Raw genomic sequence first — 13128 nt, 5'->3', positions numbered from 1 at the left:
GGCGTTTAGAGATCTTTCAGCGTGCCCTTGGGCATCACGGAGGCGACCGACTGCTTCTGTACCGCCACGTTCACGCCGTCGGCAATGTCGACCTTGATGAAGTCGTCGCTGACTTCGGTAATCTTGCCGGCCACACCGCCGTTGGTGACGATCTCGTCGCCCTTGGACAGGGCCTCGACCATGGAGCGGTGCTCCTTGGCGCGCTTGCTCTGCGGGCGGATGATCAGGAAGTACATGATCGCAAAGAAAATAACGATCATGATCAGGAACTCGATCATGCCGCCGCCGGCCGCTCCACCTTCCTGGGCATGCGCTGCAGAAATCAGAAAGTCCATCGAAACACTCCGTCTTCGGTTCAGATTCGGACGCCACCGGGGAGCTCGGGCCACACCCGGCGAGCGAAAAAAATACCGCGCGGATTATGGCACAGGCGGGATCGCCATGCCGCGTCGGCCGTAGAAATCGGCCACGAACTCGCTCAGCGCGCCGGCCGCGATCGCCTCGCGCAATCCGCGCATCAAATCCTGGTAGTAATGGAGGTTGTGGGTCGTCGCCAGGCGCGAACCGAGGATCTCGTTGCACTTGTCCAGGTGCTTCAGATACGCCCGCGAATAGTGACGACAGGTGTAGCACCCGCATTCCGGATCGACCGGGCCGACATCGTCGCGGAAGCGCGCATTGCGAATGCGCAGCACGCCCTCGCGGGTATAGAGGAACCCGTTGCGGGCGTTGCGGGTCGGCATCACGCAGTCGAACATGTCCACGCCGCGTCGCACGGCCTCGACGATGTCCTCCGGCCGGCCCACCCCCATCAAGTAACGCGGACGATCCTGCGGCAGCAGCGGCAGGGTGGCATCCAGCGTCTGCAGGCGCTCGTCCTCCGGTTCGCCCACCGACAGCCCGCCGATCGCGTAACCGTCAAAGCCGATCGCCTGTAGCCCCTCGGCCGACTCCCGCCGCAGGTCCGGGTACATCCCGCCCTGCACGATGCCGAACAACGCCGCCGGGTTGTCACCGTGTGCCGTGCGCGAACGCGCTGCCCAGCGCAGTGACAGCTCCATCGACTGGCGCGCCTCGTCCGCGGTGGCCGGGTATGGCGTGCACTCGTCAAAGATCATCACGATGTCCGAGCCCAGCTCACGCTGCACCTGCATCGAGGACTCCGGCGTCATCAGCACCTTCGAGCCATCCACCGGCGACTGGAAACGCACACCCTCCTCGCTGATCTTGCGCATCTCCGCGAGCGAGAAGACCTGGAATCCGCCGGAATCGGTCAGGATCGGGCCCTCCCAGTGCATAAAATCGTGCAGGTCGCCATGCGCCCGGATCACCTCCGTGCCCGGGCGCAGCATCAGGTGGAAGGTGTTACCGAGGATGATCTCCGCGCCCAGCTCGCGCAGCTCCTCCGGCGTCATTGCCTTGACCGTGCCGTAGGTTCCCACCGGCATGAAGGCCGGGGTCTCCACCGTCCCGCGCGGGAAGTGCAGACGGCCGCGGCGCGCCGCGCCATCGGCGGCCAGATTCTCAAACTCCATCGGACTCTCCCGCGGCGGTGGTCATACTCGGGGGCAGATCATCGCCCTGCCCCGGCGCCAGCCACATCGCGTCGCCGTAACTGAAAAACCGGTAGCGCTGCGCCACCGCGTGGGCATACGCATCCAGGATCCGGCGATAGCCGGCAAATGCCGCCACCAGCATCAACAGCGTGCTCTGCGGCAAATGAAAATTGGTCACCATCCGGTCCACCACCCGAAATCGATCCCCCGGCTGGATGAATAGCCGCGTCTCGCCCTGGAACGGCGCCAGTTCTCCCCCAGCGGCCGCGGTCTCCAGCGAGCGCACGCAGGTCGTACCGACCGCGACCACACGCCCGCCACGCGCCTTGCAAGCCGCTACCGCCGCGCAGGCCTCGGGGGACACCTCCAACCACTCCGCATGCATCTCATGCGCCGAAGTGTCCTCGACCTTCACCGGCTGGAAGGTCCCCGCCCCGACGTGCAGGGTCACCGTCGCGGTCTCCACCCCCGCCGAGCGCAGGCGCCCCAGCAGGGCATCATCGAAATGCAGGCCTGCCGTGGGGGCCGCAACCGCACCCTCGCGCGCCGCGAACACGGTCTGGTAGCGATCGGCATCATGCGCCTCGTCGGCGCGCTCGATATAGGGCGGCAGGGGGATGTGTCCATGCTCGCGCAACAAGGCGAGCACATCGTCGGCATCAACCAGGGCCAGGCGGAAGAACGGGCCCTCGCGGCCGGTCACTTCGACGGTAAAGGCATCCGCCAGGCGTAGCCGGGCCCCGACCTTCGGCGCCCGGCTGGCGCGGACCATCGCCAGCACTTGGCCGGGCGACTCGATTCGTTCGACCAGAACCTCCACCTGTCCCCCGCTCTCCTTGCGCCCGAAGACACGCGCCGGAATCACCCGGGTATCGTTCAGCACCAGCAGGTCACCCGGCCGCAGAAGATCCTCGATCTCTGCAAAGCGAGCGTCCCGCGGGCGCTCTTCCTCCAGGACCAACAGACGCGAACCCGCCCGGTCCGGTAGCGGATACTGTGCAATCAGCTCCGGCGGGAGCTCGTAATCGAAATCGGCAACACGCATGGCGCGCGATCCTACCACGCACCACTCGACGCGGCGCGGAGTGCGGAAGATCGCTCTGCCCCGTTTGTGCCGCAGAGAACCTGCGCTACACTACGGCCCCACAAGCCGGGATGGCGGAACTGGTAGACGCGCCGGATTCAAAATCCGGTTCTGGCAACAGAGTGCGAGTTCGATTCTCGCTCCCGGCACCAAATCTTCTCGGGCCCGCCGCCAGGCCCAAACCCCAGGGAAGCATCCAATGATGCGCCCCAGGCACCAGGCCGGTGTAGCTCAGTTGGTAGAGCATCTGATTTGTAATCAGAGGGTCGCAGGTTCGACTCCTGTCGCCGGCTCCATTTTTTCAGTTAGTTAATCAGACTCCGTGAATGAGCCCCGCTGGCACACATCAAGCTGTTAGCGTTCTGGCTGCCCGGCCTTTGACTTCCCCGGATCAGGTCCACGCATGGCAAGAGCTCTCCGCGACACCCGGGGCGGTTCAACGTGCTGCTAGGTCCAGACGCCACCATTAAAAAGGGCCAGCCCGAAGACTGACCCTTTCTTCAAACCCGCGAGACCATCCGCCTCCTAGCGGAAGATGCTCTCATGACGCGTTTCCGTCATCTGCGGGGCGTCGGCCGGACAGACCGCTTCCGGATCGATCCGCGCAGCCTCGTCCACGAGGCCGAGGTCCGCCGCAGTCGGCATGTCGCCACGTGACACATCCAGGTACTCCAGCAGGCGACCCAGCCCGTTCAAGGCACGAGCCTTGGCGATCTCCATGTCATGCTGCGCATTTACGTGAGCACGACTCGCCTCGAAGTATTCGTTCTCGGTATCCAGCAGATCCAGCAGGCTTCGCTGCCCGATGCCGAACTGCTGACGATACGCCGTGCGAACACGATCGGAAGAGTCCCGATGCTGACGCAGAAAACGCAGCTGACTCTCGAGCGAACGGATATCGTTATACGCCACGGAAACCGTCTGGCGCACATTGCGGCACACCCCTTCCTGCTGATCGCGCGCCTGATTGAATTCTTCGGTGAACTGGCGAACACGCGCCTGATCCGCCCCGCCGCGGAAGAGGTTAAAGGACATCACGACCAACGCGGAAGTGTCGCGAATACGGGTATCATCGCGCTCCAGGACGTCGTTTTCATAGGCGTGACGCAGCTGAAGATCGACCCGCGGATGGAACGCAGAGCGTGCGACATTGCGCTGCTGCTGGGCGGCCTCCATGTTGCGCAGCGAGGCGAACATCGCCGGGTTCTTGGTGATCGCCTCGGTCAGGGCCTCCTGCGCCGTGGCTGGAATCGGCTCGTCGGAGAACGTCCCCACGAGATCCACACGTTCGTCTGCAGGCATCTGCCCGACCACGCGGTAGTAACGCGCGTTGACGTCGTGAAGGTTTTGCCGCTCGGTCAGCAGATTCGACTCCGCCAGGGCCAAACGGCCAGAGGCCTGTTCGAGATCCACTCCCCGGCCAACACCCCGATCGGTCTGATCCACGATTTGATCGTAGACGTCCTTGTGGGCGTCGTAGTTTTCCTGCGCAAGCTCAACCAGGGCGCGCTGGCGTTGCACATCCGCAAAGGCCCGCACCGCTTCCAGCGCGGTCTCCTCGGTCGATTCACGCAGCTCGAAGTAGCGCACGCGCTGGATCTCGCCCAGACGCCCAACCTCGCTGGCCGTCTCGAAGCCGTCATACAGCATCTGCGTCAGCGTGATGTCTACCCCGCGCGGGTTGCGCGAGAAGTTGTTGAAGTTGTCGTTATTGGACCGCTGGCTCTGGTACCCAGCACGGGCGTTCAGATCGATCTCGGGCATAAACCGGCCACGCGCCCCGGTCTGCTCCTCGCCCGCCGCACGAAATGCGTGCCAGCGTGACTGTACGTCCGGGTTGGAAAGCACCGCTTCCATCGCGGCGTCCCGCAGCGGTTCTGGCGGCTCGGCCTGTGCTGTCCCGCCGACGACCATCGCTACGGCTGCTGTCAGTGCCAGCAAGGTTCCCTTGCCGGCCTTAAACCCAAATCCATTCACCATGATGTGTCCCCCCACATGTCACTTGAAAGCCCACCCATTGGTTCGCGGGCAAGCGCGCTTCACTACTCGAACAAACTACTTGCAAAAAAGTCTTCAGGCTATGGGCTGCTCTTTCGCTGCGCAAACAGAAGCAAAGATCCCACCTAACGCTTGGCAAACGCCTGGAAGCCCCGCGGACCACCACCTTCAACTCGTGTAGCCCGTCTGTTTCTGGCTTTCCCGGACTACGTGGCCCATCATTTGCCTAACAGCGCCATTCTCAGCCACCGGAGGGCACGCCAACGTGCTCCGCTCTCGTGCCCGCAATTCGCCGCTCGTAATCAAGCACCTGGCCTTTGCTCTGGTTCTGGCGATGTCGGCATGGGTCTTCGGCACCCCACAGGCGGGGCTTGATGACCTGGCGCAACTCGAAGAGGTCGCGGCCATCCGCTACGGTCCCGAGGCCGCCGAACGGGTCCGGCAGTGGCGCAACCTGCTCGAGGAATTAGCCGGCGAAGACGAACGGGTGCAAGTCGCGCGGGTGAACGAGTTTTTCAATCGCATGCTTCGCTACCAGGATGACCAGATCACCTGGGGCCAGGAGGATTTCTGGGCGACCCCGCTGGAAGCCATGGACAAGGGCGCCGCCGACTGCGAAGACTTCAGCATTGCCAAGTACGTGAGTCTGCGCAAACTGGGAATTCCGGATGAGCGCCTTCGCCTTTTCTACGTGCGGGCGCGTATGGGTGGGCCGGGCAGCAACATCAGTCAGGCGCACATGGTGCTCGGGTACTTCACGGACCCCCGAGGCGAGCCCGAAGTGCTAGACAACCTGATCACCCGCGTCGAACGCGCCTCGCAGCGCGACGATCTCACGCCTATCTTCTCGTTCAATAGCCAGGGCCTGTGGCCCGATGGAACCACCCAGTCCGCAGGCGACCCCACCGCCCGCCTGTCCAGGTGGCGCCGAGTCCTGGACCAACTGGACGAGTATGGCCTGAACCTCAACCAACCGATCACCCCGACCCCATAAACAAGGGCGCAGCCATGACACTGAGAAAACAACTCTGGGTTGCCATCGCAATCATCATGTTGCTCGCACTGCTGGTAAGCATCGTGGCGAGCACCCTTTCGGCGCGCAACTACCTGGCCCAGCAGCTCCTGACCAAGAACATCGACAATGCAGCCTCGCTGGCACTATCGCTGTCCCAGCTGCCCAAGGACGATACGACCGTTGAATTGCAGATTGCCTCCCAGTTCGATACCGGCCACTACCGCCATATCCGGCTCGAGGATCCCACGGGCGATCTCATGCTGGAACGACGCAATCCCGAAGCGCCTCGGGGTGTCCCGATGTGGTTCATCGACACCCTGAATTTCGATGTCCGCCCCGGGGTGGCACAGGTGTCCGATGGCTGGTCGTCCTTTGGCACGCTGATCGTCGAGAGCCAGACCAATTACGCATACGAAGAACTCTGGGCCGGCACCCTTCGATTGACGGCAATCTTCACGGTGGGGCTCTTGGTCATCGGTCTACTGGGGTCGTTCTTGCTCGGACGACTCATCCAGCCCCTCCGGCAAGTCGTGGACCAGGCCGAAGCGGTAGGTGCACGCCGCTTCATCACCACCCCGGAACCGCGCACATGGGAATTCCGCGCCCTGGTACGCGCGATGAACCAACTGACCGAGCATGTCCGCGCCATGCTCGTTGAAGAGTCGAGACGACTGGAACGCCTGAAGACCCGACTGCAGCACGATGACGTGACGGGCCTGCTGGCCCGGGAGCCCTTTCTCGCCCGCCTGCAGGCCACGCTGGATAACCGACATGCCGGTTCTTCCGGCAGCCTCGTGGTGCTCCGCATCCACGACCTGGCCACGATCAACCAGATCGTCGGCCACCAGAATCTCGATGCGCTGCTCGCGCGAATCGCGAAGGTCGTGGAACAGGCCGTCGCCCATACCGAGTATGGTGCCGCCGGACGGCTCAACGGCTCCGACATCGCGGTCTTTGGTGACAGCATCGCGGACAGTCACCGCTTCGCACAGTCCCTGCTGGGCGGCGTTCGGGATACGCTCGGCGACGACGCACCCGACGCCCTGACGCTTCATGTTGCCGCGACCCTCTACCACCCCGAAGACACCACCGGGGAGGTTCTTGCCCGAGCGGATCTCGCGTTGGCGCGGGCGGAACTGGAGCCCGGCGATGCAGTCGCCCACGAGCCCCATGCCGCCCTTCCCTATTCGGACCAGCATCAATGGCGGGCGGCCATCACCGACGCGCTTGACCAGCACGGGGTGGAGCTGGGTCGGTTTCCAGTGATCGATGCCGACCAACAGCTGATGCATCACGAAGCGCCGATGCGCCTGTTACTCGACGGCGAACTGCGACCCGCGGGCTATTTCATGCCCTGGGCGGTGCGCCTCGATCTGATCCGAAGGCTCGACGACGCCGTCCTGGAATCGGCCTTGTCCCGGCTGAAGACCGTCGGCGAACGCCTGGCCATCAACCTCTCGGTGGACAGCCTGCGTGACACCCACTTCCGTCAGACCCTCGAATCCCGGCTACAGCAAGACCCCCAGGCGGCGGGACGCCTGTGGGTCGAGTTTCCCGCTCGCGGCGCACTGGCACACCCAGCGGAACTGCGCGATCTCTGTCGAATCGCCCGCCTGACGGGGTTCACCGTGGGGCTCGAACACGCAGGACCGGAAGCCTTTCAGGCGCACGACCTGACCACCTTTGGCCTCCATTACGTCAAACTGCAGGCTTCCCTGACCCACGGCGTGCATCGCTCCAGCGAGACCAAGGCCCTCATACGCGGGCTTTGCACCCTGGCGCACTCCATCGGGATCCTTGTGATCGCCGAAGGCTGTGACAGCAGCGACGACATCGATCCGCTGATGGATGCCGGCATCGATGCCATCACGGGTAGCGCGGTCCGGGAGCCGACGCGTTAGGGCATCGTGCCGGATCGCAGGCGTCTGCATGGTCACCCGTGCACGGAGCCAACTGTCCGACTGGCCCCAGGCCGGAACGAGAGTCAGCTAGGCCCAAGGATCGTGCGGGCCAGGGTCGAGCTCGCGTCTCCAGCGGCCCCCTGTTTCGTCATCCCGGAAACCGCGTAGCGGTTATCCGGGATCTCCGCGCTTGGGGTTGCCCCGACGGGGGAGATCCCGGCTCTTCGCTTCGCTCCGGCCGGGATGACTGGGCAGGGGTAAGGGGCCTCAGGAGGGTGACATTCCCAAGAAGGCCTGACTCAAAGTGGCCCGGAACGGTCCATGCACGTCCCCGAATGAGCCCCGCCACTGGCTGATCCTCGTTTCTAATCCGGACTTCACTTGCTCGGAGATTCCATTCCGGAAAAGAAAAAGGCCCGGGCCGCACCGCGGCGGAGGGCCCTTGATTCCGATGGCAGGGACCGCTACTGATCGATGGAGAGATGCCCGTTTTCGATCAGGGTCTGGATAAAGTCGTACGACGAGTCGAAGCCATTCATGCTGATCCCTTCCAGCGTGATGGCGTAATCGGCACCGTCCGCGTCACTCCCCAGCATGCCGCCCGAGCTGATGTGCAGCACGGTGTCCTCGCCCTGCGCTTCCGCCATCAGGTACTGGTCGATCGTCTCCTGGCTCGCGCTGGACAGGAGCTCGCCGAGCGTGATCTGGGCACCGGGGTCGTTGCTCTCCAGGCTGAAGCCCTGGATCACGAAGCGTGCCGGATCCTCCATGCTGCCTTCACCACCCTGCGACACGACAAAGATGTCCTGATCCGAATCGACCGTCAGGAAATTCGCACCGAAGACAAAGGCCTCTTCGCCACCCGCGGGATAGAACTCCGCATCCTCGCCCTGAACCACCTGCACCGAAAGGTCGACTGGCTTCACCGCGAACGCGCTTTCGTCCCCACTGGCTCCAGGACCCGTACTCCCACCCTGGAATGCAATGAAGGAGAACGTCTCGCCACCGAGCTCCAGGAAGCCATTCTCGTCCACATCGCTGGCCAGATCGCGGGCATCACCGATCCGCACACCCTCGGCGTCGTACAGGTGATAGGAACCGCCGTTAATGGCGCCCTGGATCTGGAACACGGCCGTATCGGCCGGGCTGACCAGCGTAAAGAGCAGGGCCTCGCCGAACTCGATCGCGTTGGGGTCATCCGAAGCCCCCTGATGGTCGATCGCGAAAAATCCATCCTGATGCGAGACGGCTGCACTCTGCGAGCCGGTCTCCTTCAGGTTGTTCGCATTCGCCATCGTGCCCTGAACGTCACTGCCGCCAACCGTGTGGGCAGAAGCCAGCAGATCCAGAACCGGTTCCGGCGGCTCTTCGCCACTCGGCTCGGGCACGGGAGCCACGCCACTGCCAGTATCCACGAGATCGTCCATCCCGGACAGGACCACGGTGCCCTCGATCGTTACATTCAGCTGATTGCCATCCACCAGGCCGGCGCGAATCGCTGCGGCCCCGGCCTCGGTCAGAACCACCACCCAGTTACCCGAGCCGTCCTGGGCCAGCGCCAGGTAGGCTGTATCCCCACCCACGATACTGTAGGCGATCGCCCCGGCCAGCGACGGGTCCAACCCGTCCAGGTTCAGGGAATGCGACACGTCGAACACGACATCCCCAGCAACCGCTTCACTCGCCTCCTCATAGCCGTAGCCAGTCGATACCACAACCGAAACGGTCAACGTCGGATCGGCATCCGGCGGCGGCTCCACGACCACATCGGGTACCGGTGCAAAGGCGCTGTCCACGTCCACGAGATCGTCCATCCCGGACAGGACCACCGTGCCCTCGATCGTTACATTCAGCTGATTGCCATCCACCAGGCCGGCGCGAATCGCTGCGGCCCCGGCCTCGGTCAGAACCACCACCCAGTTACCCGAGCCTTCCTCGACCAGCGCCAGGTAGGCTGTATCTCCACCCACGATGCTGTAGGCGATCGCCCCGGCCAGTGATGGGTCCAACCCGTCCAGATTCAGGACGTGTGACACATCGAAAACCACGTCACCCGCAGCGGCGTCATTCGCATCTTCGTAGCCGTACCCCGCTGTCACCGAAACGGATACCGCAAGCGTCGGGTTCGCAACAGGGGGGGGATCCACGGGCGGCGGATCGACAGGCGGAGGTTCCACCGGAGGGGGATCTACCGATGGATCGGTCGGTGGCGTACCGGGCGGAATGCCCGTCTCGACCGCTTCGCCCCCGGGGACGGCTACCGTCTCGCCCAAGGCATCCGGCCGATCGAAAGCGTTCACCGGGAAGGTGTAGTTAATCGGCTCCACAGGCTCGCTAATGCGCGCGACGCGTACAAACCCGGCCCCTTCGCCCTCACCGCCCTCCAGGCCGGCTGCGGGAGGTGCGATCAGCGCGTCCAGTGACTCACCGCGGTCGAGGGCGGCAATCACTTCTTCCGCCGTCGGGATCTCCGGATTATCGGCCCGCCCGCTCTCCGCCAGGGCCTCGCCCATCAGGGCCTGCTGGCCCTCGCTGAGAGAAACGCCGGCACCGTCCATCCCTTCCAGTTCCACCGACGCGCCGCGCAGCGGGATCACTTCTTCGCCCGCATACACCGGATCGCCCACGCCAAGCACTCTCGAGTTGCCCTCGGCGTCCCGGGCTATCACCGTCCCGGTCAACGCCTGAACAGTAGCTACCACAGCATTCACAGCCATTCTCCCCCTCCTACGCCGATCCTGCAGACCGGCCCATACGAACGCTCACCTGTAACTTTTCAATCGAGCTGTCGCGGATCCCCTGATTGTGCCACCACGGACACACTCGACCCTATCGCGCCCCATCTACTTCCCGGCCGGTCTAAAGCAAGCCCTCATCGTCTTCCACCAAGTTCAGACGTTGCGCCGAGGCACGAAGATCCTTGCGCCCCAACAGCTTCTTCTGTGCCGCCTCCGGGAGATCCGTAAACCGGATCACGCCCTTGTCCGTGAGCACCTCGACCAGGTCCTCCAGCACTCGAATCAGCTCCAGGTCGGAGGCCTGCAACGCGGCCGGCGCGGGCTCGCCGACATCCCCGCCGAGAAACGCCACCATCTCCGGTGCATCCGCTGCCACGAACTCCGTGCAAGCGGCATCCGCCTCGCGGCTCACCTGGTCGATCCTGCCTTCCGCATCCCGCCTCACATACATGCGCGGCCCCTCCGGCCGTTTCCGACTCCGCTGCCCAGACTACACCCCCAGACACCAAAAAGCCCCGCCGACCCAGACCGGCGGGGCTCCCAACACGACCGATTACTGGTCGATCTTCAACTGATCATTGTCCAGCAGATGCTGAACTATTTCATCCGAGCCGCTGAACGACTTCCCTTCCAGAAGGATGATCTGATCGGCATTCTCCTTGTCACCGCCTAAGACGCCTTGGGAGTTAACGTAAAGCACCGTATCATCACCATCCTCCTCAGCCACAATATAGGCACTAAGGTCAACTCCATCGCCTGCTCCTTGGAGCAAGTCTGCAATATCTAGCACATTCTCGCCTTCGCCAAAGTTCCTGACAAGATCGATCGCAGGTACATCTGTAGATCCCTGATCGCCCTCCTGCCAGAGGAAGGTATCATTGCCAGCCCCACCAACCAAAATATCGTTACCTGCGCCGCCGACAAGGGTGTTGTTACCCGCGTCGCCATACAGAATATCGTCGCCATCGCCACCAATCAATAGATCATCCTCAAGCCCGCCAACGATGAGATGGTCACCTTCGCCCGCTTCCAGTTCGTTGGCAAGGTTGGTCTCTCCAAAAACAAAGTTCTTCACATCGGTCGACTCATTCCCAAATTCATCAATGGAATGCACCTTAAGCTGCCCCGTCCGGCCTACCAACTCGCCAACATCAAAGCTCCAACTCCCACTTGAATCAATGATCGTCTCACCGAGAAGGATCTCATTGCCATCTTCATCAAGTTGGAGAATATCCACACTGGAGTTTGGCATACCCGAACCATTGAGCACGACTTCTCGGAAACCTACATCAGTATCAAATTGATCATCAATGAGATAGCTGGTTGTGGAGAAAATTGTACTCCCTATAACATCATCTGAATCAATAACAACGTACGTTTTCTGGCCGTTTACAGTGCCCTCCAGAATTAGTATATCCTTTTCTTCACCCGTGACCGAAAAATAGTCAGAGCGCGTAACAGTCATCTCTGCAGAGCGAGTTTCACGCACTTCTTGCCTGTTCCACGGAGGGCCAGTGAACTCTTCCCACGCGACTGAATAGATGTCGCCTACAGCCATAAGAGACGTGCTGTTGCTCCCATCTACACTGGTTATAGAGAGATTCCCCGTTTGATCAATCTGATTTGAATTCAACCTCGCACCCGGCCCGCTCGACGTGTTGTCGACGGTAGAAGTAACGCCAAACTGGCTATCTGAAAGACCGCCATCCCAGATCCGCTCAGTTACCTCTACGCCCACCTCTTCCTTAAGTGCAAAGTCAGTAATGGAAATCGATGGGACGATAACACCCGGGGCTGTTGCTTGCGCATGGGCTTCGTTGCCAAAGGCATCGCTGACAGATGCCTCAGCAGTATATTCTCCAACGGCTAACGGACGCTCAACGTCTACTGTCCATGTGCCATCGTTCTGCACGTCACCGGTGACCGTTTGCTCCATTCCATCGGCATCGGTCACCACCACGGTCACGGTCGCACCGATCTCATCGGAGGTACCGGTGATTTCTGGCGTAGTGTTGTTGGTATTGATCGGCAGATCGTCGAATGCAAGCATCGGCGCGGTCACGTCGATCGCGCCGTCGTCGGTCGCGGTGGTTTCGTTACCCACCGCATCGCTGACCGTCGCTTCCACCTCGTAGTCACCTTCGGCCAGCGCATCGTCTACATCCACGCTCCAGGTGCCGTCCGCCTGCACTTCGGCCGTCAGGGTTTGCGTGCCTCCATTGGCATCGGTCACCTCCACGGTCACGGTCGCTCCGATTTCATCGGAGGTGCCGGTGATGGTCGGCGTGGTGGTGTTCGCGTCCGGCGCATCCACCGTCAGCATCGGCGCGGTCACGTCGATCGCGCCGTCGTCGGTCGCGGTGGTTTCGTTACCCACCGCATCGCTGACCGTCGCTTCCACCTCGTAGTCACCTTCGGCCAGCGCATCGTCTACATCCACGCTCCAGGTGCCGTCCGCCTGCACTTCGGCCGTCAGGGTTTGCGTGCCTCCATTGGCATCGGTCACCTCCACGGTCACGGTCGCTCCGATTTCATCGGAGGTGCCGGTGATGGTCGGCGTGGTGGTGTTCGCGTCCGGCGCATCCACCGTGAGAGTTGGAGGGGTTGTATCCAGCTCGGCGGTGTCCTGGGCGGTGATGTCATTACCGTTGTTGTCGGTCGCCACCGCATCGATGGTCAGCGGGCCGTCGGTCAGGCCGCTGACGTCCACGCCGGCAACGCTGTAGTCGCCGTTTTCATCCACGATGGCCGTGGCCGTCACGGTGTTGCCGTTCTGGTCGGTGATGGTGATGCTCACCTCACCGTTTTCAGCCACGTCGGTGCTGGTACCGCTGAT

9 protein-coding genes and 2 tRNA genes are annotated in these 13128 nt (G+C 62.5%); 4 read left to right on the top strand and 7 right to left on the bottom strand.

Going from position 1 to position 13128, the window contains the following annotated elements; genetic code table 11:
- Nucleotides 1–5 precede the first annotated feature (5 nt).
- The 3 genes from yajC to queA all read right to left on the bottom strand — a co-directional run bounded on the left by yajC (nucleotide 6) and on the right by queA (nucleotide 2601).
- A complete protein-coding gene (gene yajC / locus G333_RS0113760) occupies nucleotides 6–335 on the bottom strand; it encodes a preprotein translocase subunit YajC (RefSeq protein ID WP_018145833.1) in 330 nt (109 codons plus the stop codon).
- Nucleotides 336–419: 84 nt separating this feature from the next.
- The gene (gene tgt / locus G333_RS0113755) at nucleotides 420–1535 is read right to left on the bottom strand and encodes a tRNA guanosine(34) transglycosylase Tgt (protein WP_018937724.1); all 1116 of its coding nucleotides are present in this window, start codon (nucleotides 1533–1535) and stop codon (nucleotides 420–422) included.
- Nucleotides 1525–2601 (bottom strand): tRNA preQ1(34) S-adenosylmethionine ribosyltransferase-isomerase QueA, encoded by a 1077-nt coding sequence (gene queA / locus G333_RS0113750; RefSeq protein ID WP_018650223.1) that lies wholly within the window; start codon nucleotides 2599–2601, stop codon nucleotides 1525–1527. The genes tgt and queA overlap by 11 nt, the downstream gene beginning before the upstream one ends.
- 104 nt (nucleotides 2602–2705) lie before the next feature.
- Between queA and G333_RS0113745 the strand changes: the two genes are divergently transcribed.
- Nucleotides 2706–2792 (top strand) — tRNA-Leu (locus tag G333_RS0113745).
- Nucleotides 2793–2860: 68 nt separating this feature from the next.
- Nucleotides 2861–2936 (top strand) — tRNA-Thr (locus tag G333_RS0113740).
- A 229-nt stretch (nucleotides 2937–3165) separates the two neighbouring features.
- Here the strand turns inward: G333_RS0113740 and G333_RS0113735 are convergent.
- Nucleotides 3166–4554, bottom strand: a complete 1389-nt coding sequence (locus G333_RS0113735; protein WP_019628709.1) for a TolC family outer membrane protein — start codon at nucleotides 4552–4554, stop codon at nucleotides 3166–3168.
- Between the two features lie 349 nt (nucleotides 4555–4903).
- Between G333_RS0113735 and G333_RS0113730 the strand changes: the two genes are divergently transcribed.
- On the top strand, nucleotides 4904–5632 hold the full coding sequence (locus tag G333_RS0113730) for a transglutaminase-like cysteine peptidase (RefSeq protein WP_019628708.1): 729 nt from the start codon (nucleotides 4904–4906) through the stop codon (nucleotides 5630–5632).
- Nucleotides 5633–5646: 14 nt separating this feature from the next.
- Complete coding sequence (locus tag G333_RS0113725) at nucleotides 5647–7554, top strand: LapD/MoxY N-terminal periplasmic domain-containing protein (RefSeq protein WP_026340969.1); 1908 nt, start codon at nucleotides 5647–5649, stop codon at nucleotides 7552–7554.
- A 464-nt stretch (nucleotides 7555–8018) separates the two neighbouring features.
- On the opposite strand, the gene G333_RS14400 is transcribed toward G333_RS0113725, so the two are convergent.
- The 3 genes from G333_RS14400 to G333_RS14395 all read right to left on the bottom strand — a co-directional run.
- Nucleotides 8019–10271, bottom strand: a complete 2253-nt coding sequence (locus G333_RS14400; RefSeq protein WP_155986127.1) for a retention module-containing protein — start codon at nucleotides 10269–10271, stop codon at nucleotides 8019–8021.
- 142 nt (nucleotides 10272–10413) lie between these two features.
- Nucleotides 10414–10743 (bottom strand): hypothetical protein, encoded by a 330-nt coding sequence (locus G333_RS0113715; RefSeq protein ID WP_019628705.1) that lies wholly within the window; start codon nucleotides 10741–10743, stop codon nucleotides 10414–10416.
- A 102-nt stretch (nucleotides 10744–10845) separates the two neighbouring features.
- Nucleotides 10846–13128: Ig-like domain-containing protein (locus tag G333_RS14395; RefSeq protein WP_019628704.1), on the bottom strand; the 2283-nt coding region annotated here is incomplete at its 5' end.

The sequence above is a fragment of the Thioalkalivibrio sp. AKL10 genome (genome assembly GCF_000381845.1).
GTDB classification, from domain to species: domain Bacteria; phylum Pseudomonadota; class Gammaproteobacteria; order Ectothiorhodospirales; family Ectothiorhodospiraceae; genus Thioalkalivibrio; species Thioalkalivibrio versutus.
Note: the sequence above shows the minus strand (reverse complement) of the source record. Positions and strands in the feature narration are given on the sequence as shown.